The sequence below is a fragment of the Staphylococcus sp. FSL W8-0056 genome (assembly GCF_037963075.1).
Classification (GTDB): Bacteria; Bacillota; Bacilli; order Staphylococcales; family Staphylococcaceae; genus Staphylococcus; species Staphylococcus aureus.
Genome location: NZ_CP150142.1, coordinates 71,459 through 97,808, shown reverse-complemented (window position 1 = coordinate 97,808; position 26,350 = coordinate 71,459). Strand labels below are relative to the sequence as shown.

The 26,350-nt window shown below is 32.7% G+C and carries 29 protein-coding genes, 1 pseudogene and 1 riboswitch; of the genes and pseudogenes, 17 read left to right on the top strand and 13 right to left on the bottom strand.

Annotated elements, in window-relative coordinates:
- Positions 1-192 precede the first annotated feature (192 nt).
- Both NSS86_RS00520 and NSS86_RS00515 read right to left on the bottom strand, forming a co-directional pair.
- Positions 193-888 carry a superantigen-like protein SSL2 gene (locus tag NSS86_RS00520; protein ID WP_000782622.1) on the bottom strand — a complete coding sequence of 232 codons (696 nt, stop codon included), beginning with the start codon at positions 886-888 and terminating at the stop codon, positions 193-195.
- A 285-nt stretch (positions 889-1,173) separates the two neighbouring features.
- Positions 1,174-1,854: a superantigen-like protein SSL1 gene (locus NSS86_RS00515; protein ID WP_000669014.1), complete on the bottom strand. Its 681-nt coding sequence runs from the start codon at positions 1,852-1,854 to the stop codon at positions 1,174-1,176.
- Between the two features lie 471 nt (positions 1,855-2,325).
- Between NSS86_RS00515 and NSS86_RS00510 the strand changes: the two genes are divergently transcribed.
- The 6 genes from NSS86_RS00510 (at position 2,326) to NSS86_RS00485 (ending at position 6,797) form a co-directional block, all read left to right on the top strand.
- A complete protein-coding gene (locus NSS86_RS00510) occupies positions 2,326-3,171 on the top strand; it encodes an SDR family oxidoreductase (RefSeq protein WP_001024371.1) in 846 nt (281 codons plus the stop codon).
- 18 nt (positions 3,172-3,189) lie between these two features.
- Positions 3,190-3,549 carry a DUF1304 domain-containing protein gene (locus NSS86_RS00505; protein WP_001021613.1) on the top strand — a complete coding sequence of 120 codons (360 nt, stop codon included), beginning with the start codon at positions 3,190-3,192 and terminating at the stop codon, positions 3,547-3,549.
- Positions 3,550-4,080: 531 nt separating this feature from the next.
- Positions 4,081-4,233 carry a hypothetical protein gene (locus NSS86_RS00500; protein ID WP_000248844.1) on the top strand — a complete coding sequence of 51 codons (153 nt, stop codon included), beginning with the start codon at positions 4,081-4,083 and terminating at the stop codon, positions 4,231-4,233.
- Between the two features lie 260 nt (positions 4,234-4,493).
- Entirely contained in the window at positions 4,494-4,766 is a 273-nt protein-coding gene (locus NSS86_RS00495; RefSeq protein ID WP_000159787.1) for a transposase, read from the top strand.
- Between the two features lie 398 nt (positions 4,767-5,164).
- Positions 5,165-5,869, top strand: coding sequence for a type II toxin-antitoxin system PemK/MazF family toxin (locus tag NSS86_RS00490; RefSeq protein WP_000041880.1), 705 nt, complete (start codon positions 5,165-5,167; stop codon positions 5,867-5,869).
- Between the two features lie 391 nt (positions 5,870-6,260).
- Positions 6,261-6,797, top strand: coding sequence for a hypothetical protein (locus tag NSS86_RS00485; RefSeq protein ID WP_000551643.1), 537 nt, complete (start codon positions 6,261-6,263; stop codon positions 6,795-6,797).
- A gap of 112 nt (positions 6,798-6,909) precedes the next feature.
- Here the strand turns inward: NSS86_RS00485 and guaA are convergent, their stop codons facing one another.
- The 4 genes from guaA to xpt are packed head-to-tail and all read right to left on the bottom strand — an operon-like array spanning position 6,910 to position 11,826.
- The gene (gene guaA, locus NSS86_RS00480; protein WP_000424963.1) at positions 6,910-8,451 is read right to left on the bottom strand and encodes a glutamine-hydrolyzing GMP synthase; all 1,542 of its coding nucleotides are present in this window, start codon (positions 8,449-8,451) and stop codon (positions 6,910-6,912) included.
- A 24-nt stretch (positions 8,452-8,475) separates the two neighbouring features.
- Entirely contained in the window at positions 8,476-9,942 is a 1,467-nt protein-coding gene (gene guaB, locus NSS86_RS00475) for an IMP dehydrogenase (RefSeq protein ID WP_000264071.1), read from the bottom strand.
- 37 nt (positions 9,943-9,979) lie between these two features.
- Entirely contained in the window at positions 9,980-11,248 is a 1,269-nt protein-coding gene (pbuX, locus tag NSS86_RS00470; RefSeq protein WP_000793023.1) for a xanthine permease PbuX, read from the bottom strand.
- On the bottom strand, positions 11,248-11,826 hold the full coding sequence (gene xpt, locus NSS86_RS00465; protein ID WP_000421410.1) for a xanthine phosphoribosyltransferase: 579 nt from the start codon (positions 11,824-11,826) through the stop codon (positions 11,248-11,250). The genes pbuX and xpt overlap by 1 nt, the downstream gene beginning before the upstream one ends.
- 230 nt (positions 11,827-12,056) lie before the next feature.
- Positions 12,057-12,159, bottom strand: a riboswitch (purine riboswitch).
- 179 nt (positions 12,160-12,338) lie between these two features.
- Between xpt and NSS86_RS00460 the strand changes: the two genes are divergently transcribed.
- The 3 genes from NSS86_RS00460 to NSS86_RS00450 all read left to right on the top strand — a co-directional run bounded on the left by NSS86_RS00460 (position 12,339) and on the right by NSS86_RS00450 (position 14,625).
- Positions 12,339-12,746, top strand: coding sequence for a general stress protein (locus NSS86_RS00460; protein WP_000763767.1), 408 nt, complete (start codon positions 12,339-12,341; stop codon positions 12,744-12,746).
- A 142-nt stretch (positions 12,747-12,888) separates the two neighbouring features.
- Positions 12,889-13,551, top strand: coding sequence for a hypothetical protein (locus NSS86_RS00455; protein WP_000394698.1), 663 nt, complete (start codon positions 12,889-12,891; stop codon positions 13,549-13,551).
- A 117-nt stretch (positions 13,552-13,668) separates the two neighbouring features.
- Positions 13,669-14,625, top strand: a complete 957-nt coding sequence (locus NSS86_RS00450; RefSeq protein ID WP_000956137.1) for a hypothetical protein — start codon at positions 13,669-13,671, stop codon at positions 14,623-14,625.
- Positions 14,626-15,419: 794 nt separating this feature from the next.
- Here NSS86_RS00450 and NSS86_RS00445 read toward each other — a convergent pair.
- A complete protein-coding gene (locus NSS86_RS00445; protein ID WP_001792089.1) occupies positions 15,420-15,518 on the bottom strand; it encodes a hypothetical protein in 99 nt (32 codons plus the stop codon).
- Positions 15,519-15,602: 84 nt separating this feature from the next.
- On the opposite strand from NSS86_RS00445, the gene NSS86_RS00440 reads away from it, so the two are divergent.
- Positions 15,603-16,991 (top strand): L-cystine transporter, encoded by a 1,389-nt coding sequence (locus NSS86_RS00440; RefSeq protein WP_000991018.1) that lies wholly within the window; start codon positions 15,603-15,605, stop codon positions 16,989-16,991.
- Positions 16,992-17,070: 79 nt separating this feature from the next.
- Here the strand turns inward: NSS86_RS00440 and nfsA are convergent, their stop codons facing one another.
- Positions 17,071-17,826 (bottom strand): oxygen-insensitive NADPH nitroreductase, encoded by a 756-nt coding sequence (gene nfsA, locus NSS86_RS00435; protein ID WP_001287099.1) that lies wholly within the window; start codon positions 17,824-17,826, stop codon positions 17,071-17,073.
- Positions 17,827-18,317: 491 nt separating this feature from the next.
- On the opposite strand from nfsA, the gene ahpC reads away from it, so the two are divergent.
- From ahpC to NSS86_RS00410, 5 genes and pseudogenes are all read left to right on the top strand, one after another.
- A complete protein-coding gene (ahpC, locus tag NSS86_RS00430) occupies positions 18,318-18,887 on the top strand; it encodes an alkyl hydroperoxide reductase subunit C (RefSeq protein WP_000052781.1) in 570 nt (189 codons plus the stop codon).
- A 15-nt stretch (positions 18,888-18,902) separates the two neighbouring features.
- Positions 18,903-20,426, top strand: a complete 1,524-nt coding sequence (gene ahpF / locus NSS86_RS00425; protein ID WP_000930514.1) for an alkyl hydroperoxide reductase subunit F — start codon at positions 18,903-18,905, stop codon at positions 20,424-20,426.
- Between the two features lie 152 nt (positions 20,427-20,578).
- Positions 20,579-20,797, top strand: a pseudogene (locus NSS86_RS00420) (hypothetical protein); the annotation flags it as partial.
- A 72-nt stretch (positions 20,798-20,869) separates the two neighbouring features.
- Positions 20,870-21,496, top strand: coding sequence for an NDxxF motif lipoprotein (locus tag NSS86_RS00415; RefSeq protein ID WP_000746679.1), 627 nt, complete (start codon positions 20,870-20,872; stop codon positions 21,494-21,496).
- Positions 21,497-21,765: 269 nt separating this feature from the next.
- A complete protein-coding gene (locus NSS86_RS00410) occupies positions 21,766-22,149 on the top strand; it encodes a hypothetical protein (protein ID WP_000868256.1) in 384 nt (127 codons plus the stop codon).
- A gap of 65 nt (positions 22,150-22,214) precedes the next feature.
- Here NSS86_RS00410 and NSS86_RS00405 read toward each other — a convergent pair whose 3' ends face one another.
- Positions 22,215-22,796 carry a histidine phosphatase family protein gene (locus tag NSS86_RS00405; RefSeq protein WP_000158375.1) on the bottom strand — a complete coding sequence of 194 codons (582 nt, stop codon included), beginning with the start codon at positions 22,794-22,796 and terminating at the stop codon, positions 22,215-22,217.
- Between the two features lie 177 nt (positions 22,797-22,973).
- On the opposite strand from NSS86_RS00405, the gene NSS86_RS00400 reads away from it, so the two are divergent.
- Entirely contained in the window at positions 22,974-23,183 is a 210-nt protein-coding gene (locus tag NSS86_RS00400) for a hypothetical protein (RefSeq protein WP_000211677.1), read from the top strand.
- Positions 23,184-23,221: 38 nt separating this feature from the next.
- Here NSS86_RS00400 and NSS86_RS00395 read toward each other — a convergent pair whose 3' ends face one another.
- Positions 23,222-23,473 carry a GlsB/YeaQ/YmgE family stress response membrane protein gene (locus NSS86_RS00395; RefSeq protein ID WP_000466748.1) on the bottom strand — a complete coding sequence of 84 codons (252 nt, stop codon included), beginning with the start codon at positions 23,471-23,473 and terminating at the stop codon, positions 23,222-23,224.
- Between the two features lie 299 nt (positions 23,474-23,772).
- Here NSS86_RS00395 and NSS86_RS00390 point away from each other — a divergent pair, with 299 nt between their 5' ends.
- Positions 23,773-24,036, top strand: a complete 264-nt coding sequence (locus NSS86_RS00390) for a helix-turn-helix transcriptional regulator (RefSeq protein ID WP_001055897.1) — start codon at positions 23,773-23,775, stop codon at positions 24,034-24,036.
- A gap of 136 nt (positions 24,037-24,172) precedes the next feature.
- On the opposite strand, the gene NSS86_RS00385 is transcribed toward NSS86_RS00390, so the two are convergent.
- The 3 genes from NSS86_RS00385 to selX form a co-directional block, all read right to left on the bottom strand.
- Positions 24,173-24,745: a PepSY domain-containing protein gene (locus tag NSS86_RS00385; protein ID WP_000769722.1), complete on the bottom strand. Its 573-nt coding sequence runs from the start codon at positions 24,743-24,745 to the stop codon at positions 24,173-24,175.
- A 180-nt stretch (positions 24,746-24,925) separates the two neighbouring features.
- Positions 24,926-25,294, bottom strand: a complete 369-nt coding sequence (locus NSS86_RS00380; RefSeq protein ID WP_000849163.1) for a YxeA family protein — start codon at positions 25,292-25,294, stop codon at positions 24,926-24,928.
- A gap of 368 nt (positions 25,295-25,662) precedes the next feature.
- Positions 25,663-26,274, bottom strand: a complete 612-nt coding sequence (gene selX / locus NSS86_RS00375; RefSeq protein WP_000475325.1) for a staphylococcal enterotoxin-like toxin X — start codon at positions 26,272-26,274, stop codon at positions 25,663-25,665.
- Positions 26,275-26,350 lie beyond the last annotated feature (76 nt).

The following is a 26,350-nucleotide window of genomic DNA, read 5'->3' as shown; positions in this document are numbered from 1 at the left end:
ACCCTTTTTAACAATTATTGAAGTATTATTAAGTAATTTAAGCAAAAAATAATGAGTGATTATGAGGTTAATATAGCGTTTCTATGTGCCTTTGAAATGATTTTTAAGCATTAAAAAGAAGTTAAGCAACGTTTGATCGTCACTTAACCTCTCTATTTCAATTTCAAATTATTTCGTCGTCAAGTATGTGTATTAAGCTTTTCTAACTTTGATTTCAATTCTATCAATATCTGTGACATTGATAACATCGGACATACGGTCTTCTTGTAACTTTTTATCCAATTCAAATGTATACTTTCCATAGTATTTCTTTTTGACGGTAATTTTCCCTGTACTCATTTCACCGTAAAGACCATAATTATCAATAAGGTATTTTCTTAATTTAAAATCAATCTCTTTCAATGACATCGCTTCTTTATCTATTTTAAATGGGAAAAAGTCATAATCATATTCACCAATATGATCTGCTTTAATAACTCTTGCTTCTGCTATTAGGTCGACAGCTTTATCGTTTGCACTAGTGATACCCCCAATAGAGTACTTTGCACCTTCAAATCTCTTATCCTCATTAACGTAAAATATATTAAGATTACGATGTACACCCGTATGATAATGTTGCTTATCTTTGCCAATTAAAGCAAGGTTATTAACAGAATTACCATCTATGATATTCATAAATTTAATACTTGGTTGAATGAAACTGATATAACCTGTCACATTTTTATATTCAATACTAGGTTGAGTATAATAAGCTTTTAATTTTTTGCTATTTTCACTTATTACAATAGGTTTCTTTTCGGCATGAACTGGTTTTTCCGTTGTAGTGTTTACACCTGTTGCTAATATTCCTAATAACAAACTTATTTTTGCAATATTTTTCATTTTCATAGTTGTATGCTCCAATCTATTATAATTAGATTGTTTTATTACGTAATTTGAACCATACACCCATATTATAGGAGCTGTATTCGGATATTCACATTAACCTGTTTTTAACTATTCATAAAATATGATTAAGCTATTTAAGCAAAAGATAATGCGTGGTGCGACTGTTTGTGTGAGTTTTGTAACTTTTCCCCTCAAAAAAAGAAGCTAAGCAACAGTACGTCGCTTAACTTCCATATATTTCCATAACAAGCACTATTCAACATAGCGCTTTGTTGTTAGAAAGTATTATTTCATTTCTACTAGAATTTTTTGTATTTGTCTGCCGTCGATAGAATCACCCATACGTTCTTTTTCAAGTTTTTGACTTAAATCGATAGTATGTGATTTGCCATCTTTCATTGTAATTGTAATTTGACCTTGTTTAAGACCATTTGAATACAAGCCGTGTTGTTTGATTGCACGTTCTCTTAATCTATAATCAAGTTCTTTCAATGAGATGTCTTCTTTATAAATTTGGTATAAACTACTTTGTGGTTCTTCTTTACCTTTCTTGATTTCAAGGATTGGTGTGTGTATATAGTCAATAAAAGGTTGACTGTTTGTTTTTGTTACGCCACCAATTGAGTAATTTGTTGCTTGTCTACTGTCACCTTCTCTAAGGATAAACACATCTATATTCGAGTTGTCTCCATCTTTAAATTTGTCTTTATCAGATCCAACTAAAGAAATTTGAGAATATTGATTGTCTACTATAACATCTATATAATCTTTACCTTTTTCAGTATATTTATATCCAGTAACATTTTTACGCTCTAAAACCGGTTTATTATAATAGTGTTTCAACTCTGATTCACTTTGTTGTTTAACTTCTGTTTTCGCTTGTACTGATTGTACATTCGATGTAATTACACCTGTTGCTAACATTCCCAATGCTAAACTTGCTTTTGCTATCGCTTTAAATTTCATAATTTTTAGCCCCAATCTATTTAAATTTGATTTTTCAATTACGTAATATGAACAATCTACCTACATTATATTGAGGCGCTATCCCCTTTCAAATTAAACCTCATTTAACTAAACTTGAATCATTGTTAAGGTAATTAATAAAATGCTAACTGTTATTAATCAATTCTTATCCGTCGAGACTCTTTTTTATACAAATCACACTTTATACCATTTTTATTTTAAAAACTGTAAAACTTTCAGACACAAAACAGACATCATATTGTCGTAGTACCTGATTAAAATTTTCAAAGATATTAGTGATACACATCAACTAAAACGCGTCATTACGGTATTTTCAACATTAATAACATATACGTATTTACTATACACAGCGATAATAAATACAGATTACAATTTTTTATAAAATCAAATGTTTTGAAAACAATCGAATAAGTATTATGTTATGTATATAAAGATTAGGAGATGAAGTGAATGAATATTATGTTAACAGGTGCTACAGGTCATTTAGGCACACATATTACAAATCAAGCCATTGCAAATCACATAGATCATTTTCACATTGGTGTTAGAAATGTTGAGAAAGTTCCAGATGATTGGCGTGGAAAAGTTTCTGTTCGACAATTAGATTATTTTAATCAAGAAAGCATGGTAGAAGCATTTAAAGGAATGGATACCGTTGTGTTTATTCCAAGTATTATCCATCCATCATTCAAACGTATTCCTGAAGTGGAAAATTTAGTATATGCGGCAAAGCAGAGCGGCGTTGCTCATATCATTTTCATAGGTTATTACGCAGATCAGCATAATAATCCATTCCATATGAGCCCTTATTTCGGATATGCATCACGTTTATTGTCAACAAGTGGCATTGATTATACGTATGTAAGAATGGCAATGTACATGGATCCACTTAAACCCTATTTACCAGAATTGATGAATATGCATAAACTGATTTATCCAGCTGGTGATGGTCGTATTAATTATATTACTAGAAATGATATTGCTAGAGGTGTCATTGCTATTATTAAAAATCCAGATACTTGGGGCAAACGCTATTTATTATCAGGCTATAGTTATGATATGAAAGAACTTGCTGCTATTTTATCTGAGGCATCAGGCACAGAAATTAAATATGAACCCGTTTCATTAGAGACATTTGCAGAAATGTACGATGAACCTAAAGGCTTTGGTGCATTATTGGCATCAATGTACCACGCAGGAGCAAGAGGACTATTAGACCAAGAATCCAATGATTTCAAACAATTAGTCAATGATCAACCACAGACACTGCAATCATTTTTACAAGAAAATATTTAATAATAAAGGAGCGTTACAGTGAATATCATCTCAACAATTTTAATCATATTTATGGCATTAGAGTTTTTCTATATTATGTACCTTGAAACGATTGCTACAACTTCCAAAAAGACTAGCGAGACATTTAATATAAGCGTCGATAAATTGAAAGACAAAAATATTAACCTACTTTTGAAGAACCAAGGCGTATATAACGGTTTAATCGGAGTTTTGCTAATATACGGTTTGTTTATCAGCAGTAATCCAAAAGAAATATGCACAGCTATTTTAGTGTATATCATTGGCGTTGCTATTTATGGTGGCCTTTCAAGCAATATTAGTATCTTTTTCAAACAAGGCACATTGCCAGTATTGGCACTCATATCAATGCTTTGGTAAGTATTGGTGTTTGGGGGTTTGGAGATGTAGTCTGGGGTTGAGAGTTTGGAGGATTTGAGTGTTTTGGGTGTGGACGTTCATAAACTCAGAGTATTTCATCCTAATTATTTCAAGCAGAGGTGACAGTAGCGTTTCCTCTGTTTCCTTATAGAAAAATGATTTAATGAAGAAAACCCATATCTGTTTTAATTTTTAGCTGATAAATACTCCATATATTAGAATGGCTACTTTATCTATTGCATCAATCCTTTAAAACAAAAAACCCATGATTTCGAAATTCCCGTATGGTGGGGTTCCTACTCTCATGGATCTATTAAATAAATTATCACTATAAGTTTATTATTTCAATATTATTAACAATATATGTAGTCGTAAAAGGAAAGAGGACATGAGAACTTCGGTGTTGATTGGCATTACATAACGCTTCCAAACATATTATTTGGTAACAATAAGAAACTATTTACACAACCTATTTTGTATAGTAAAATTATTTTATAAGATTTAAATCCAATTGTACAAGGAGTGAATATCATGGTACCAGAAGAAAAAGGTTCTATTACTTTGTCAAAAGAAGCTGCTATCATATTTGCAACCGCAAAATTCAAACCATTTAAGAACAGAATTAAAAATAACCCACTAAAAACAAATCCATTTCTTAAATTACATGAAAACAAAAAATCTTAATAACTTTATTTATAGCATTTCTAATCTCAGAAATGCTATAAAGGACAACGCCCTCTTTCATAACTATATAAGTCAAGAAACCAAGACATTTCAAACATCTTTAAACCCTTCAATAGCACATTCCCTAAAACATAAAGCAATAACAATGAACGATCAAAATTCCTTACGTACTTATGATGTGTCAGTGAATCGTCTACACTTAATTGAACAAATTCTATGAGAATAGATATTGTTAAATTAAGAAAGTAGTCAATCTTATTATGACAAAAGAAAGAAGAACATTTAGTTCAGAGTTTAAGTTACAAATGGTTAGATTATATAAAAATGGTAAGCTTAAGAATGAAATTATACGAAAGTATGATTTAAAACCCTCAATTATCTCAAATTCGATAAAACAACACCAAAATACTGGACCCTTCAATCATCAAGATAATTTAAAAAGTGATGAAAAAGAGTTAATAAAATTACGCAAAGAAGTTCAACATTTAAAAATGGAACATGATGTTTTAAAGCAAATTTTAAAGTTGATTTAGAAACTGAACTTTTTAAAGATACATTACTTGAAGATTCTAATTTATCTGATTATATAAAGAACCAACTTCCAACGATATGGAGAGACTAAGAAATAGTTTAAATTTATTTAATTTCAATAAAAACTCATAATAATATTTAAGTAAGTTAGATTGCTTTTAGCATTAGGAATTCGCTTATAATTAGATGTTCAATATAGACTTTTTTACACATACATGAACTATAAAAAGCGAATAAATAGAAGGTCATTGCGAAATTTGCTAAATACAAAATTGATGAGTTCCACCTAATAAAAATTGTTGGTTTTATAGTAACATCTATTTTCGTACCATTCATGTTAATTTCAGTGCTAATAATGCTGATATAAAGAAGAATAAATTGATTAGGAGAACACTATTTAATGTCTAAAAATATCAATCAAGCAAATAGTAAATTAAATACGTCAAACAAAAAACTAAAACAAGCTTATTCAAAATCCGATAGTAAAAACATGAAAGTTATATACATGCCTCATTGGCTAGAGTTTTATTCAATTGCTATACATAGCGATGTTACAAGCAATAAAAAAAGATATTATAAATCATTTAGTAGAGGAACAGTGGTATATGTAAAACTAGGGAGTAATATTGGAAGTGAGTTTTCTGGTAATCATTTTTGTGTAATATTAGATAACAAAGACAATAAAGGAAAAGAAACAGTTACAATAGTTCCACTTTCTTCCAAAGGTAATAAAAATTATTTGAAGTTAAACGAATCGGTGCTAAATCTAACAGCAACAGATTTAAAAAAACAGATTATCGATATCAGTAGTAAAGTACAAGCATTAACCCAAAAATATAGAGATATTGACATTAAACTTAGCACAGAAGATAAAAAGCTTTTGTCTAACTTAAATCAAAAAGCTAATGAACTGTATAGAGTGATAGGTGTTTATTCCAAGCACAAAGGGAAAGATACATACGTTAATATATCAGCAATTACAACAATAAGCAAAAGACGTATAAGCAAAATAAATGATTCTGATCCTACTGGAACGATAATAATTTCAGAAGATGACATGAATGAAATCGAAAAGCAATTAAAGATAAAGTTCTTTTCTAATTGAATTGTAATATTACATCTGATATAATTGATTTACAAATTCCCGGTAACCATTCCGGCTTCATTCTCTTGAAGAATGACATATTCTCAGCGTTTTAGCTGAAGGTCAGATGATACGTCATCTGGCCTCTTTTTTTATATAAATGCCCTTTAAGTGAAATATACAACAATCTGCAACCAATATAGACATCACAAAACACACAATAAATTACACAATGTGTTATAAGCCACATGTCATTATTATCGTAGCTAGCTGCGTCACTCAAAACGAATACGGAACGCGTTGGTTATTCCAATCATAATATTACTCTGCAAATACACAGCCCTGTATCCGAGTAAATGAATAGAGATTTGAACAAATGAAAACAATCAACTAATGGAAAGGATAAAATATTATGCACAACAAAAATGAATTCAACAAAAAACTGAAAGATTTTATAGGTAGCGATAAACGGATGGCTTTAGTAAAGGGTTATATTAACGAGTATAAATTAACAACTGTTTTAAGAGCTTTAAATAATTCCGATTACACAAAAGGGACGATACACACTCGTTCAATAGGCAACCTAAAACAAATAGTAGATAATCGAATTATTCCTAAAAATATAACTCAAAACAAAATCTTCAAATTGAGTAATTTAACCTTAGAGGTTAACCTCTATGAAAGAAACACAATTTATCACGGAGACTTTGCTATTTACTATCCTGTAGAATCTGCTCTAATAATAGAAACAGATACTCCTAGGCTAATTAATCATATAAATAACAACCCAGTCCAAAAAATATTTATAATAACAACAAATGACTGGAGCTTTAATACACTTGAATTAGAAAAAATAGTAGACGAAACTATAATTTATGATTTAAAACAAGAAGATCCTAAACAATATGAAATTTTATATAAAAATAAACACGGAAAATTGCCTTATTGATGAATTAAAACGCAAACTTAGAACACCTTACCCCTTTTCCGTCCTTATTGTAATTTTCCAACTACTCAAATTAAAAACCACCCGTGCAAACAGGTGGTTTTATTATATATAATTATTCCCACTCAATTGTGCTTGGTGGTTTTGATGTAATGTCATAGACTACGCGATTGACGTGGTCTACTTCGTTTACGATACGACTTGAAATCTTTTGTAAGACTTCCCAATCGATGCGTGCGAAGTCACTTGTCATGCCGTCGATAGATGTTACTGCACGGATACCTACTGTGTGATCATACGTACGGTAGTCTCCCATAACACCTACTGATTGAATGTTTGGTAACACTGTGAAGTATTGCCAAATTTCTCTTTCAAGACCTTCTTCTCTAATCACTTGGCGTAAAATCGCGTCTGATTCTCTAACGATTTCTAGTTTATCTTCAGTAATTTCTCCAAGTACACGAATACCAAGACCAGGTCCTGGGAATGGTTGTCTCCACACTAAATGTTCTGGAATACCTAATTCAATACCTAATTTACGTACTTCATCTTTAAACAATGTATTGATTGGTTCGATTAATTCGAATTCCATGTCTTCTGGTAATCCACCAACATTGTGGTGTGATTTGATTGTTTGTGCTGTCTTAGTACCTGATTCGATGACGTCTGTATATAGTGTTCCTTGCGCAAGGAAGTCTACACCTTTAAGTTTTGATGCTTCATCATCAAATACATATACAAATTCATTACCAATGATTTTACGTTTTTGTTCAGGATCTGAAACACCTTTTAATTTATTCATAAAACGATCTTTCGCATTAACACGAATAATATTCATGTTGAACCCTTCACCGAATTGTTCCATAACCATGTCGCCTTCACCTTTACGAAGTAAGCCATGGTCTACAAAGATACATGTTAGTTGATCCCCAATTGCTTTATGCAATAATACAGCAACAACAGATGAATCTACGCCACCACTCATCGCACATAATACACGACGGTCGCCTACGCGTTGACGAATCTTTTCAATTTCAATTTCGATAAAGTTTTCCATCGTCCATTGTCCTTTACAATCACAAACACGACGTACGAAGTTGTTTAATAAATCATTACCATATTCTGTATGACGTACTTCTGGATGGAATTGCACACCATAAATGCGACGTTTCTTATCTTCAATTGCTGCATAGTCTGTGCTTGGGCTATCAGCGATAACTTCAAAGCCTTCTGGAATTTCAATAACTTTATCAGAATGACTCATCCAAACAGTTTGTTCTGCTGGTAAGCCAGCGAATAACTCATCTGACTTCGCATTAATGATTGCTTTACCGTATTCACGTTCATTGGCACGTTCAACTTTACCACCTAATAATTTAGTAGTTAATTGCATGCCGTAACAAATACCAAGTACTGGAATTCCTAAATTATATATTTCCGGATCAATTGTAAATGAACCTTCTTCATAAACTGAATTTGGACCACCTGATAAGATGATACCTTTTGGATTCATTTTCTTAATTTCTTCAATTGAAATTTCATGATCGTGTAATTCACTATAAACGCCCATTTCACGAATTCGGCGTGTAATTAATTGGTTGTATTGGCTACCAAAGTCTAAGACAAGGATTAACTCTTGTTCTTTTGCCATTTCCATATTTGTCGTTCTCCTTTATCTTAATTAGAATGAGTAGTTCGGTGATTCTTTCGTAATTTGAATATTATGTGGATGGCTTTCTGCTAAACCAGCAGGACCCATACGTGTAAATTGTGCTTCTTCGCGTAATTCTCTTAAATCGTGTGAACCAGTATAACCCATACCAGCACGCACACCGCCCATTAATTGGTAAATTGTATCTTGTAACGCACCTTTATAAGCCGTACGTCCTTCGATACCTTCAGGAACAAATTTCTTAGGCGCTTTGTCCTCTTGGAAGTAACGGTCGTTTGAACCTTTTTCCATCGCACCTAAAGAGCCCATACCACGGTATACTTTATATTGTCTACCTTGGAAAATTTCTGTAGCACCTGGACTTTCTTCAGTACCTGCTAATAAGCTACCTAACATAACCGCATGTCCACCAGCAGCTAATGCTTTAATGATATCTCCTGAGAATTTAATACCACCATCAGCAATGATAGCTTTACCATGTTTGCGTGCTTCAGTTGCACAATCATAAATTGCTGTAATTTGTGGTACACCAACACCTGCTACAACACGCGTCGTACAAATTGAACCTGGGCCAATACCAACTTTAACAATATCTGCACCCGCTTCAAATAAATCTTTTGTTGCTTCTGCAGTTGCTACGTTACCAGCTACTAATGTGATTTCTGGGTAAGTCTTCTTAATATGTTTCACTTGATCGATAACGCCTTTAGAGTGACCATGTGCTGTATCGATAACTAAGACATCCACACCTGCTTCGACTAATTTTTGAGCACGAATATCAGTATCTTTTGAAATACCAATTGCTGCGGCTACAAGTAGACGACCATGTTCATCTTTTGCTGCATTAGGGAATTCGATAACTTTTTCAATATCTTTAATAGTAATAAGACCTTCTAGACGTCCGTCTTTAACTAATGGTAACTTTTCAATCTTATGTTTTTGGAGAATTTTTTCTGCTTCTTCAAGTGTTGTATTCACTGGAGCTGTAATTAAATTTTCTTGCGTCATTACATCTACAATTTTAATTGAGAAGTCTTCAATAAAACGTAAGTCGCGGTTTGTTAAAATACCTACTAAGTTGCGATCTTCTTTATTATCAACAATTGGTACACCTGAAATACGGTATTTACCCATTAATGCTTCCGCTTCATAAACACTTTCTTCTGGTGTTAAGAAAAATGGGTTTGAAATGACACCATTTTCTGAGCGTTTTACTTTTTGAACTTCGTCCGCTTGTTCTTCAACGCCCATATTTTTATGAATAACACCTAAACCACCTTGACGAGCCATAGCAATCGCCATTTTAGATTCAGTTACTGTATCCATACCAGCAGAAATAACTGGAATATTTAATTTAACTTTGTCTGATAATTGTACGCTTAAATCAACGTCTTTCGGTAAAATATCAGATTGTGCTGGAATTAATAACACATCATCAAACGTTAATGATTCTTTTGCAAATTTACTTTCCCACATTAAAAACAGCCTCCATTTTTCAAATTAATTAGTTATATTATTTCACATTTTCTTCCGTTTGTTTATACTTTATTCCATTAAAAAAGAAATTAAGAATAATTGCAGAGATTGCGCCTAAAACAATTCCGTTTTGAGTCAACCATGCAAATTGTTCACCTAAACCTTTAAATGCTTGTGGTACAGCGCTTATACCAGTACCTAATCCTACTGATACAGCAATAATTAATAAATTGTTTTGATTTTTAAAATCGATATGTCCTAATATACTAACACCATATGCCATTACCATGCCAAACATAGCTATCATCGCACCACCTAACACAGGTAGCGGTATGATATTTGCTAATGCACCAAGCTTAGGTATACAACCACATATAAGTAATAACACGACCATGCCGTATATAACATTATTTTTCTTAGCGCCGGATAAAGAAACAAGTCCTACATTTTGCGAATAGGCTGTATACGGAAATGAATTGAATATAGAACCTAACACTATCGCTAGACCTTCCGCAGTATAACCTTTACGAAAATCTTTTCTTTCTAACTTCTTACCGGTAATTTCACTTAACGCATGATAGACACCTGTCGACTCAATTAAACTAACGATAGCTACAATAAAGAACACTAACGTCGATGTCACATCAAAGCTAAATCCTGAGAATCTAAACGGCACTGGGATGCCTAACCAACCGGCATGATTGACTTGATTAATATCGACCATCCCAAGTAAGCCAGCACCTATCGTTCCTAAAACGAGTCCAATTAATATGGCAATACTCTTAATAAATCCAGTTGTGAATCTTTGTAAAACAAGAATAATGATTAATGTCATTAAACCTAACAAAATGTTCTTAACATCTCCATAGTCCTTTGCACCTTGACCTCCAGCTAAGTAATTCATTGCTACTGGCATTAAATTGATACCAATGATAGTAACAACACTACCCGTTACTACTGGTGGGAAGAATTTTACAAGATGTGAAAAGAAAGGCGCGATGATAATAACTAATATCCCTGATAAAAATAGCGAACCGTAAAGTACATCTATTCCTTTCGTTTGACCAATTAAAATCATGGGCGCAACAGCCGTGAATGTACATCCAAGAACGATTGGTAATCCTGTTCCTGTTACTTTATTGGCTTGTAAAAATGTGGCAACCCCACACATAAATATATCTACTGTAACTAAGTAAGCGATTTGTTCAGGTGTAAACTTCAAACTTGTACCAACAATGATTGGAACTAAGATGGCACCTGCGTACATAGCTAAAAGATGTTGAACACTTAGGATTAAATTTTTCATTATTCTTCTCCCACCAATGTCACTTTGTTTCCTTCTAGTGAAGCAACCTTGCAGAGAGAAGAAACTGTTAAACCTGCTTCTTCTAAACGTTGATGCCCATTTTGGAAACTCTTTTCAACAACAATACCAATACCAGCTGTCTTAGCATTCGCTTGCTGTGCGATATCGTATAATCCTAATGAAGCATCACCATTTGCTAAAAAGTCATCGATGATGAGTACAGTATCTTCTTCTGATAAAAATTCTTTTGAAACAATGACCGTACTTGTTTTATTTTTAGTAAATGAATGAATAGATGTTTCATAATAACCATCCGTCAAAGTGCTAGGTTTTGCTTTTTTCGCAAATAAACATGGCACATCAAAATGCAGTGCAGCCATGATTGCAGGTGCGATACCGGAAGCTTCAATGGTTAAGATTTTAGTAATCCCTTTATCTTTAAATTGCTCGTAAAAAGTGCGACCAACTTCATTCATTAACTTTGCATCAATTTGATGATTTAAAAATCCATCGACTTTTAAAATCTTCTCATCAATGACAACGCCGTCTTCCTTTACTTTTTGTCCTAGTAACTCCACTCTTAAAACCTCCTCAGATTTGTGTGAAACATTTTGCTCTTAAATTGGTGCTAGATACAAAAAAATCCCCAAACTAAATAATAGTTTCAGGGTTTATGAGTGAACGAACATGCATAACGAATTTGTCATGCAATCAATGTAAAAGAAGTTTCATCAAATAAACTGTGACCATCATATAAAATGATATAAATCACCCACCATGGTTACAATTTAATGGCTGAAGCTACTCCTAGTATTGTGTTGTTACTCATAGTCATGTCGTTCAAGGCAACATGGTAGAAACTTCTAAAGCCATATTCTTTAGATTATATGAGTTTATGTAAATTATTTAACGATAATAGCAAATTTTCGGCATTTTTTCAATAACTGCTTAGGTAATCTTTTAATAGTTTTATAAATGTACAGAGACGTTTAATGCGAATGAAGACTTATAACTTAATAATGTAAGGGTTTTACTTTATAATAAGAAGGGTAAAAGATTAAATAAACAAATTTTTAAAGGGGCGACAACTATGGCAGATATTACTGTAGTAAATGACACTGGCGAATTATACAACGTAATCAATCAAAAGAAATCTGAAGGTTATTTAGAATCAGAGCTAACAATTATTAGTAAAAGTAAATTACACCTAAATGACTTACACGACTCTGAAATCTCCCTTATCTCAACAAGTGGAACATTTAGTGATAGAATGACTAAACTGTTAACAGGAGAAGATGGTGAACATGCAGTTTTATCACGCTACAACTTAGCGCCTGATGAATTAGAAAAATATAAACAACTTATTTTAGACGATAAAATGTTAGTTGTAGCGGTTCGTGACAAATCATCACATAAAGAAGTTCAAGAACATAACTCAGCATATGAAGAAATTGATATTACTCATTTTGCTGAAGCATCTAAAGGTCCCAAAGCTTAGTTATCACACTGAATTCAAAATGAGATTACTGTACTGTCTAATTTAAGATAGTACAGTTTTTTATACCATTTAAAAGTTTATGAACAATCTTTTACAGCAGGCGATTATGCTATAATATTATTTAAATTGGGGAGGTGTTCTTATGGAATTTAAAACCATTCAATCTGTCAAAGATCCACATTACAACGAAGCACTTAAACTTTACGATACTAAGTTAAATTTATCTTTAACTGAAGATAAACGTATCATCAAACGCTCATTAGAAAACAACAAAACCGAAAACGATTATGTCTTTATCGTAGGCTTAGAAAACGATGTTGTTGTCAGTCTAGCAACTGCACATTATGAAGCCACAACCAATTCAGCATTTTTAATTTATTTATTCGCAAAAGACCTACCCAACCATGATGAGTTAATGACACAAACATTACATCAAATTGAACATGAACTAAACTTATTATCAAACCTTGTTCATTCTAGAAGTATTAACTTTTTAATGATGGAAGTCCCTAAAGAACCTGCAGATTTAACACAAGATAACGGACTTATTATTGAACACCGTAGACAGTTTTTATACGAACATCAATTTGAAAGACAAACTGAAATTGATTACATTCATCCAACTAATGATGGTCACACTAAAAAAGTGGACTTATTTTTAAAGAAAAATATTAAACTGACAAAGGATATCTACGGTACAAGTGTTAAATCAAATTATATTTTGAAGTATGTATTTGCCAATGGTATCGCACGTGAAATTATTTATGCTTTATTAGAAGAAATGGATTTACGTAAACCATTTTAAACAAACTTGAAATCACTAACAATAACGTTTAAACTATGTATGAAGCAAGACTGACGTTTCACTGCCCGTAGACAAACGTCAGTATACATAAAGTATATGCAGAAAGGACTTTAAAGTATGTTAACTAAAGAATTTGCACAACGCGTAGAACTAAGTGAGAAGCAAGTCCGTAAAATTGTTCAACATTTAGAAGAACGTGGTTACCAACTAAGCAAGACTGAATATCGTGGTCGTGAAGCAACTGATTTCAAAGAAGAAGATATCGAGCTTTTCAAAGACATTGCCGACAAAGTAAAACAAACAAATAGTTATGATCTAGCGTTTGATGAATTAGAAAAAGAAAAAGACTTCCTGCAAGTCATTGTCAAAAACGATGACAAAAACTTACCTACTAATCAAAATGTCGCTCAACTAGTAGAAGATTTACGCCTAGAAATCCAGAAAATGCGCGAAGAACGTCACCTACTTGGTCAAATGATGAATCAAGTACATCAGCAACAACAAGAATTAAAAGAACTTCAAAATCAACTTACATCTAAAATCGATTCAAATAGCGAATCCTTAAAAGCCATCCAAACATCACAAGAGGCTATCCAAGAAGCACAAGCATCTCAAGCTAAAGTATTGGCTGAATCAACAAATAAAGTTGAAAAGAATGCTGTTACTGAAGATAAAGCTGACAGTAAAGATTCGAAGGTTGCTGGAGTGAATACATCAACAGACGCTAAGACGGATACTAAAGCAGAAAATGCAGGCGATGGCACTGCTACTAAAGTAGATAAAGAGGATCAAATTTCTGCAACTGAAGCAATTGAAAAAGCCAGCGTTGAGCAGTCTAAAAATGAAAATGCAGCTGAGACTTCAAATAAAGAAGCTACAGTAGATGCAGACGCGCAACATGATGCTGAACAACAAGTAGCAGAAGCCCATGCAGAAGCTTCTAAACAAGCTACTTCGAACGATTCATTGGAAGCGAAAGCAGAAAATGACAGCACAGCTTCACAGTCAGAAATGTCAGAACCAAAACCTCAAGAAGAGAAAAAAGGTTTCTTCGCACGTTTATTCAACCTGTAAACTTGTGATTTGAACACAAATTTAATACTCAATTCATATATAGCTTTGATTTAAAAACTGATTTTTTATAAACCTATAGAACTGTAATTTACTTTCAAATTTAATACTCAATTCATAAAACCTGAAACAAGCTGATATACTCCATTCAATATCTACTTTGAAGAGAGCATATCAAACTAATTTGTTTCAGGTTTTTTAATTATTCATTATGATTAATATTGAATTTTGAATAAATTTTTATAGTATGTTACTTTTAAATGGGATGGCTCCTGTGTATTCCTAAATAGATTCATCTTAATAAGCCCATTCAATTTAAATGTTTGGCTGTGTTAGTAAATGACGAATCACACAAGGGCACACTCATATTCACATTTACTACAAACGCCTTTTTTCTCAAACAAAAATATTTGTTTACGGTAGCTTTTGAACTACCACCTGCACACACGAACCCTCAAAAGATGCTAATTTTGATTCGACAGAATTTTTTACAACGTGTTTGTTCGAAGCGTCTTTTCAAGGTTGATCATTTATTATCTTTTTATTCAATAAATATGAGGTTAGCAATTTTTATCAAACCGTCATAGCCACTTCTCGATTCAAGGATGCATTTGTTTTCTCATATCTTATCTCTTATGACAGTGCACGATATATATCTTTTCCAAATATTCATCACTTTTTTCCTGTTAAAATCATTTCTATTATTAACGCTGTAATGACAACTTATTTAATTTATTGCATTTAATGCCCTGCTTCATTTTCAAATATCAACTTTAATCGACTAGGTCATAACACTATTAACCCTTTTCACCTTTCTCTACTAAATTCAAAACGATTTGTTTACAAATTCCCTTATGCCAACGGTCGAATTTCATCATGTTTACATTTAATTGCAAATGCCCTCTTGAAATATTTTAAAATTAATATTATTCTTAGCATACTAGTCGGAATTATATTCAAAAATTTGAGGAGTGACGTTCATGAATGCTTTTCTTACACTGATTAATATTATTGTATTGGTGATTTTCATCGTAATATTGCACATGATGGCTCGCAAACATATATCTTTTGCGAAACGTGTGTTTACAGCTTTAGGTATCGGCATTGTATTTGGCGTGTTATTACATCTTGTCTATGGAACACATTCGAATGTTATTACATCAACAAGTGACTGGTTCAACATTGTCGGACAAGGTTACGTTGCATTGTTGCAAATGATTGTGATGCCTTTAATTTTCATTTCTATTGTCGCTGCATTCACTAAAATTCAAATCGGAGAAAAGTTTGCTAAAATTGGTAGTCTCATTTTTATCTTTTTAATTGGCACTGTCACCATTGCTGCAATTGTTGGTGTTGTGTATGCCTTGGTGTTTGGTTTAGATGCATCAACAATTAATCTTGGTAACGCTGAACAAGCACGTGGAAGCGAAATTGCTAAACAAGCGAAAGATTTAACAGCACATACGTTACCACAACAAATTTTGGAATTATTGCCTAAAAATCCATTCTTAGATTTCACTGGACAACGTGCAACTTCCACGATTGCTGTCGTGATATTTGCTTCGTTTATAGGATTTGCTTATTTACGCGTAGCACGCAAACAACCTGATCATGGTGAATTGCTTAAGCGTGCGATTGACGCTATCTATTCACTAGTAATGGCGATTGTGACGTTCGTCTTACGTTTAACGCCATACGGTGTATTAGCAATTATGGCCAACACATTATCGACAAGTGACTTTGGCGCCATTTGGACTTTAGGAAAATTCTTAATCGCATCGTACGCTGCATTAATTACGATGTATATCATTCACTTAATTATTTTAAGCCTGTTAGGTATTAGCCCAATTCGCTATGTTAAAAAGACTTTGGAAGTATTAATCTTTGCATTCACATCACGCTCAAGCGCGGGTGCCTTACCATTGAATGTACAAACACAAACAAGACGTCTAGGCGTGCCAGAAGGTATTGCCAATTTCGCTGCGACATTTGGATTGTCGATTGGACAAAATGGTTGTGCAGGCATTTACCCTGCCATGCTTGCAATTATGGTCGCACCCGTCGCTAATGTAGAAATTGATTTACAATTTATTGTAACGTTAATCGCTGTCGTGATTATTAGTTCATTCGGCGTTGCTGGCGTCGGTGGCGGGGCTACATTTGCATCCATATTGGTGTTGTCAACGTTAAACTTGCCAGTCGCTTTAGCCGGCGTGCTCATCTCCGTTGAACCATTGATTGACATGGGTAGAACAGCATTAAACGTGAACGATTCAATGCTAGCTGGTACAGGTACCGCCAAGTTAACAAAACATTGGGACAAAGATACTTTCGAATCAAATGATAATGCTGCATTAACTTCACACTAATTCATTGCAAGAAATACCCGCCCCCTCTAGCTATACTTATCATTTTAAGCTAGAGGGGGCGGGTTATTTTGGTATCTTGCTATCGCTGTATTAAGCCTGATTTTTGCAATTGTTCTAACATATCTAATCTTGCTTTGTTTCCTAGGAACATCTCAATTTGCTGCGACCATGTTTCTTTGCGATTCCCGTTTGTACGTTGATCATAGTACTCGCTGATTGTCTGGTCGTAATCTGCCATTTGTGCATACTGTGTTTCCTTATCAGCATGATACTTATTATGATGGAAGACATGGTCAAATGGTAAGCGTGGCTTGGCTGCACCATTTTCATCATCTGCGGGTTCCCCTACTGCCATACCAAATACCGGGAAGACATAGTCAGGTAAGTCTAAAATTTCTCGAACTCGTTCAACATCATTTCTTAATGATCCTAAAAAGACAATGCCATACCCCATATCTTCAGCAGTTACCGCAATATTTTCAGCAACTAATGCTGCATCGATTGCACCTACTAGCAAACCTTCCGTTGAACCATATGCATTTTCCATATCAGTTTCAGCATGTTGATCAACTAAATGATGACGATAATAATCAATAACAAAGACGAATAAATAGCCATTTTCTACAACATAAGGTTGTCCAGAAACTTCTCGTAAATTTTCTTTAATCTTCTCATCGTCGATACCAATAATTGAGTATGCTTGTAGGAAACTTGACGTCGAAGCGCTTTGTCCAGCTTCTACCAATTTCTTAACAACGTCTTCACTTAAAGGTTTATTCTTAAATTTTCTAACAGAATGATGCTTTTTCACAAGATTATATACATAATCTGACACGTTACCCACTCCTCGATACTTTACAGTTAATTAAAAATCTTCATATTGCAATTGTACACGTCCAAACTTTTTTATAGCAATTATTTGCTTATAAGTTAATAATTGAACTTTTAAAAATATTGTCTCGTACTTGAAAATTCCAGTTTCTCACTAATCACCTTCATCCATCTCGAACAAATATTCTCACACCATTATCAATAAGGTTGACTTAGTTGAGAATACAAATCTTCTTTTTTTACATTTTTTACATTAAAATCAAGATATTAAATATAGACACAACCTTTTAAATCATCAACTACAAAATCCATTATCAAAGCACTTTATATTATCTTTCTTTATTTTAAAAGTAATCGTTCACTTTACAAAGTTATCCAGTTGACTATTCTGGATCAAAATGTAATAATGCTAACTAAGAGATTAGAATTATTATAATTAAGCACAATCAATTGATAGTTCTAATTCATACTTAAATTCTTAGGAGGAAGATATTTATGTCATTAATTAACAAAGAAATCTTACCATTTACAGCGCAAGCTTTCGATCCAAAAAAAGATCAATTTAAAGAAGTTACACAAGAAGATTTAAAAGGTTCTTGGAGCGTAGTATGCTTCTATCCTGCTGACTTCTCATTCGTTTGTCCAACTGAATTAGAAGACTTACAAAACCAATATGAAGAATTACAAAAATTAGGCGTAAATGTATTCTCAGTATCAACTGATACTCACTTCGTACACAAAGCATGGCATGACCATTCAGATGCAATTAGCAAAATCACTTACACTATGATTGGTGACCCATCACAAACAATCACTCGTAATTTTGATGTATTAGATGAAGCTACTGGTTTAGCTCAACGTGGTACATTCATTATCGACCCAGACGGTGTTGTACAAGCATCTGAAATTAACGCTGACGGAATTGGCCGTGACGCTAGTACATTAGCTCACAAAATCAAAGCAGCTCAATATGTTCGTAAAAACCCTGGCGAAGTATGCCCAGCTAAATGGGAAGAAGGCGCTAAAACATTGCAACCTGGTTTAGATTTAGTAGGTAAAATCTAAGGAGGCATTACAACCATGCTTAATGCTGATTTAAAACAACAACTTAAACAATTATTAGAACTAATGGAGGGCAACGTTGAATTCGTTGCCAGCCTTGGTTCAGATGAAAAATCTAAGGAACTCAAAGAATTATTAACAGAAATTTCTGATATGTCACCTAGACTTTCACTTTCTGAAAAGTCTTTAAAACGTACACCAAGTTTCTCAGTCAACCGTCCTGGCGAAGAAACAGGTGTAACATTTGCAGGAATTCCATTAGGTCACGAGTTTAACTCACTTGTTTTAGCAATTTTACAGGTTAGTGGTCGTGCACCTAAAGAAAAACAGTCAATTATTGACCAAATTAAAAACTTAGAAGGTTCATTCCATTTTGAAACATTCATTAGTTTAACGTGTCAAAAATGTCCTGATGTCGTTCAAGCACTTAACTTAATGAGTGTGATCAACCCTAACATCACGCATTCTATGATTGATGGTGCAGTGTTCCGTGAAGAATCTGAAAACATCATGGCAGTCCCTGCTGTCTTTTTAAACGGCGAAGAATTTGGCAATGGTCGTATGACAATCCAAGATATTCTTTCGAAACTAGGCAGTACGGCAGATGCATCTGAGTTTGAAAATAAAGAACCTTATGATGTCTTAATCGTTGGTGGTGGTCCTGCTAGTGGTAGTGCAGCGATTTACACAGCACGTAAAGGTTTACGTACTGGTATAGTTGCTGATCGTATCGGTGGCCAAGTTAATGATACTGCTGGTATTGAGAACTTCATTACTGTTAAAGAAACAACTGGTTCTGAATTTTCTTCTAACTTAGCAGCGCACATTGATCAATATGACATTGATGCAATGACAGGTATACGTGCTACAGATATCGAAAAGACTGACGAAGCAATTAAAGTTACGTTAGAAAACGGTGCTGTCTTAGAAAGTAAAACAGTCATTATTGCTACTGGTGCAGGTTGGCGTAAGCTAAACATTCCAGGTGAAGAGCAATTGATTAATAAAGGTGTTGCATTCTGCCCTCACTGTGACGGACCTCTATTCGAAAATAAAGACGTAGCAGTTATCGGTGGCGGTAACTCTGGGGTTGAAGCAGCAATTGACCTTGCTGGTATCGTTAATCATGTTACATTATTCGAATTCGCTAGCGAATTAAAAGCAGACAACGTGTTACAAGATCGTTTACGTTCTTTATCAAATGTTGATATCAAAACAAATGCCAAAACTACTGAAGTTGTCGGAGAAGACCATGTTACAGGTATACGTTACGAAGACATGAGCACCGGCGAAGAACATCTACTTAACTTAGATGGTATCTTTGTTCAAATTGGTTTACTTCCAAACACATCATGGTTAAAAGATGCTGTTGAATTAAACGAACGTGGTGAAATTGTTATTGATCGTAACAATAATACTAACGTACCTGGAATATTTGCTGCTGGCGATGTCACAGATCAGAAGAACAAACAAATTATCATTTCAATGGGCGCTGGTGCAAATGCAGCATTAAATGCCTTTGACTATATTATCAGAAACTAAAGTTTTCACAGTTTCACTGACAGTATCTTACATTTGTTAAGATGCTGTTATTTTTTTATCCCGACATAAAATCATGTTATGATAAACTTAATATATACAACGAGATGTGCGATAATGCTTAAAGTATGTACCTCTCGCAAACAAATCAATATGAAAATGATATTGAGAAGGAAAAGTATGTGAACGAAATCATTATGCTTTTACGTACGATACCTACATCTAAATTGATACAACCAATTATGCAGTTATTTATAGATAATGCTATCCTTAACATTGTTCAAAACGACGCATTATTGATAGAAAAAGCAACTCATGCACGTAATCATTTGCGTCTATGGTCATTGCAAGGTCATCGTGACATTCCAAACTAATTCAATGTTACTCTATTAAACATGAATACATATTTTTTCAATTAAAGATAAACTAAGGAGTTATATTACATTATGAAAAAGAGATTACTACTAAGTACATTTTTAGCATCTGCATTAATTCTTACAGGTTGCGCGTCCGATCAATCTGATAACGAAGATCATCACACAAGTACTGGCATCCATGCACCTAAAAGCGCTAAAAAATTAGAAACAAAAGATATCTTTAACTCAGATAAGAAAAATAGTGATATTAGTGATGCAGAGATGAAGCAAGCTATAGAAAAGTATTTGTCTGTAAATAGCGATATACTTGATAACAAATATATTATGCAACATAAACTAGATAAACAAATTGACAGTCAAACAAAAGTGACTGAAAAACAAGCAGAAACACTTAGCCACTTATCTAACTTAGCTGTTAAAAACGATTTGCATTTCAAGAAATTTGTCACTGAAAACAATATTCCTAAAGAATATAAGAAACCCGTTGAATTAATGATGAATTACTTCAAAGCTTTAAATAGTACAATCGCCAATGTTGATGAAGATATTGAAAAGCTTAGCTATCAACCGCAAAATAAAATCAATGTAGTCGACGTGCCAACAAAATATGCCGGTGATGTTAATAAAAAGCAACAAGATAAAATTAAAGATTTCTTAAAATCTAAAGGTATCAAGAGTGATGTTATCGATAAATAACTGAAAGCCATCATTGCGACATGTAACACATCATTACATGAGCTTTAATTCATGACAATTCTTTATCTTTAAAAGTGACTAATCTTTGAGACAATACAATTTAACCAATACCTTACCATTTTGCATCAAGCAGCATATTACTGTTTGATGCTTTTTTAATTGCCTTAAATTCTCTATCTATGCCAAAATCACCCATTAGTTGACGCATTTGACTATATCCCTAACATATTTCATACTTATATTGACTCTATAAACAAAGGATGGTCATGATGAAAGTTCGAATTACTTTTATTATTTTAGCAATTTTATCGACGATTGTTTGCTTGTTCTTAGCAGCAATGCATCCAACAGGACCAAACACAGTAACTTTTGAACAGCCATATTTATTCACCCTCAACATCATTTTAATGGTATTAGTCGCATTACCTTCACTTGTTTTAGCTATATATGATTATATGAGTTTTAGAATTTCTTCTGCTATTTTACAATTTCTAGGGGCTATCTCTTGGTTCTTTTTATCATTGATATTATCGCTCACACAATTTACACCTTTTACATTAGCGTCATTTATAACTTCAATTATTTTGTTCATAAGCGCAATTATCACATTAGCTATTGGTGGTAAGTCTGTTGATAAGAATGATTCCCATTAAATTCCAAATGCCAAAAAGGTTCTGAAGGCCACTATAAAACACAGCTTTTCAGAACCTCTATACTTCTATTCAATGATATATGGTTTGCAATTTTCTACCTTTAAATCCACAGCTTCTTCCCTTGAAACTTTGTTAAAATAAACCATCAAACAACGAATGACAACTTGATGTGCAACAATGACAATATCATCTTTTTGTGTATCTTCATTGACAACATGATTCATAAAATGTTCTACGCGTTGATATACATCTTCATAACTTTCTCCTTCAGGCGCTTTTTGTGAAAAACTATGACGAAAGTCTTTAAAGTTTGGATCATTGAAATATTTTTCATATTTCGGATTCGCACTGATTTCATCTTTATATTCACCCTCAAATACGCCAAGTGAACGTTCTCTTAATAGAGGGGTAGTCGTTGATGCAATGTCATATGGAAAAATATGTTCAAACGTTTGCTGTGTTCTTAATAAGTCTGAAACATATACATGTTTAATCTGTTTCTCTTTAAAATAATCACATAAATCGTCTGCACTTTTTGTGCCAGTATCCGTTAACGGCACATCTAATTGTCCACAAAAATAAGATCGAAAATGTTTATTATCATAATTCGATTTTGATTCGCCATGTCTAACTAAATAAATCGTCATAATATTACTCCTTACCTTATGTATTTCATATCTACCATAACACTTTGACTACTAATTCGATATCAATCTTAATATTCTATTCTAAAAAAAGAATTAATTCATATTTTAAATTAATGACTCTAAAAATAGTATTGTCTTTAATCAAGTGATGTGTTACTATATGGGTGTAGTTCTTAAATGACTACACAGTCTTTTATATTCATGAACATAATACTCCTGGATGGCGCAACCCAACGTCATCCTTTTTTTATTTGTCAAATACTCGCTTTTTTATTTCCAAAATTTCCTCATATTAATTTATTACTTTTTTATCCTATCTTATCTACATTTTCAAATATTATAATACATATTGACCATTTTCACGCAAATAAAAAAGATGACAACTGAATGCCATCTTTATTTCAATTTCCAATTGAATTTTTTTATTATTTACGCATAGCTCTTAAAATTAACGTTACGATTGCAATTAAGATAATTGAACCAATTAATGCTGGCAAGATGTAAATACTTCCTAATTCAGGACCCCATTGTCCGAATAGTTTGCCACCTACCCATGATCCAATAATACCTGCGATAATATTGCCTAAAATACCACCTGGGATATCTTTACCCATAATAGCACCAGCAGCCCATCCAATTAAGCCACCGACAATTAACATTCCAATAAATCCAAACATAATTTTCAGTCTCCTTTTTCTATTTATTTTGCGTTATTCTAAGTAGTACCCCTTATTTACAATTCTAAAACAAATTCAAATTATTTTTATCCAAATATTTTTAAAAGTAGTAATTGAATATCAATTTTATTCAATGTAGCTATCGTTATTTAAAGTCTCTGTACTGGCAATATCATATACATTTACATTATTTTTTCTGCCGAATTCATAGCTTGATTATTTTATGTTATAGGACTAGAATATACACATATTATTAGAGCATCTTTGAATTTTAAATCAAGAAGCGAGGTTAATGAACAATGAATATGCATATTTTATATAACTTACGAACTAAACATAATTTAGAAATTGACGAATTAGCACAGCAATTAAATGAGAAATATGGTACTAAATATGAAGCACATCAAATTTGGGAATGGGAGAATCATCATCATGAACCTAAATTTAAAGATGCCATGCATTTAGCTGACTTCTTTGATGCACCATATGAAATGTTTTTAGAAAGTAAGGTTAAAGAATATCAGAAACATTTAGAAGAAGTCGATATTCGCATGGATAAATAGATGCAATTAAACCCTCACAACACGTTTGGCATATATCCTTTCACGTCAAACAGGACTTATGCATAAGTATTGTGAGGGTATTTTATTAATTAATATGAATTAAGACATTTTACAAGCGTTAATGCAACGAATCTTTTTAGTGATCTTGCTCACTCTTTAATACTTTACCGTTCTTAGCATCAACAGTAACTTCTTGTTTTTTATTACCTTTTTTCAAATCGATATTGTAAACAAGTTTGCCATCATCTTTTTCAAGTGACCATTCTTTAATATCACCATCAAATTCTTTTTGTCCTTCTTTAATGGCTTTTTTGTAATCTATAGCATCGCTATATTTAAAGTTATCATTTTCATTCACTGTATCTTCTTTTTCAGTCTTTTTGTTAATCACTTTTTTATTTTTATCAGCAACAAGTACTTCTGACTCTTCACCAGATTTTTGTTGCGTCACTTTATAAGCCCATTCACCATTAGAATTTTCAAATGAAATTCCTTTCAACTTTTGGCCTTTGTATGTTTCTTCAGCTTTTTTCACAGCATCTTCTGGGCTTGTTTTAACATCTTTTAAAGCAATAACATCTTTTGTTGTATTAGTGTCTTGATTAGTATTTGACTCTGTTGATTTTGTTTCATCTTTTGGAGTATCATTGCCACATGCAGTAAGCACCACCGCTGACATTGATAACACTGCTAATGATTTTAATTTCATAATATCACTCTCTCTTCCTATTTTTGAAACTCATAACAAAAGCTTATATGCTATATAGATTGTATTACCCCTTGTTTTTAATTTTATTCATAATTATTACAAATATTTTTAAATTAATCGTCATGCGTTACTTTCGTTCGTACTCCTTTTATAAATGAACCATGTAATATAAGCATGCTATTATCGACTCAGTTTGTCTAATGCTTTCTTTGGTACTTCTTCCTTTTCAACTTCTTCAAAAGTTTCTACATGATGACCTTTATGTGTAATTTTCAAGTATCTATGCGGTTTAACATCAAATGTAGCAGTATACATTAATTGCGTCTCTTTCCCTTCTTTATTAAAAGCACTTTGAGTATAACTTCGGAGTTGATCATCCATTCTAGTAGACACCTCTGTCGTTTTAACATAAGAATCATCTTCCTTTACTAATGGGTTAAATTGATCTGTTATACCATGAGAGTCTATTGTTTTTAAAATGAATAAAGCAGCATAAGCGCCAATGATAGTAAGTGCAAGATATGTTATTGTTTTTAAAATCGTTTTCAAAAGATCACCTCTGACAAAATATAAAATAGGATGCCTCTGAAAACAACTTACATAATTGTAATTAAAGTGTAAGTATTAGGAGAAAATGATGGTATTTGAACCTGAAAGATACGAATCGTTTTTAAACTAAGTTATTTTATAGAGACTTTATTATGGAATTGAAAGAAGTTAATTTTAAGGTTGTCGAATGTAAAAACATATTGATTAACCATAAAAGAGAAATTATATTTGTAGATTTCGGCATAAACGTCATTAAAGAATTTTCTATATGATAGTGCTAATCATAACAAAGAAAGCTAGGCACCTTTAGATACCTAACTTTCAAAGTATTAGCAATAAAACACTGTATATACTAATTCAACTTAATTTCAAACTTGTTCAATGTCATTAACACTTTTCACAAGTTTGAAAGTTACATTTTTTATATCGGCTGTATTAATTTTTACATTTTCCCTATCTTTTTGTAGCTCTTTATGCGACTCTAATGTATATTTACCGCCATCTTTTGTATTTATGACGATGTTACCTTTAGGCAAATGTTCTCCCATATATAAGCCATAAGAAATATGAGCAAATCTTATGATATGATCCAATTCCTTTAAAGTGACAACTTCTTTATTAAGAGTAATATTTCTCTTAGGTGTATATACTCTATCAGCAACTGTGTATGTTCCTTCTAAATGTATACGAACTTGGTTTTCATTTAAAGGTCTCTCTGAATAAACCCAATTCCTAGATTTATTAGATTTTCCATTTATTGTATCCTTGCTGTATCTATCGTAAAGTTTTTTAACCAAAGCTTTTTCTGAATTATTTGGTACTTCTTCAACTTTTTGTAATTGTTTATCTTGTACACTTGAGGAATTTTGTGTTGACGCGTCTGCTTTTGGATATATTCCAAATGTTCCCCCATAGATGATACCTAGCGATAGAATAGATTTTAATACGATTGAATTTTTTGAGTCATATTTTTTGAACATATTTAATTACCTCCTTGATGTAAAGCTTTATTTGCTACAATTATAAAAATAATAGACGTGTTCATGAATTAAATTC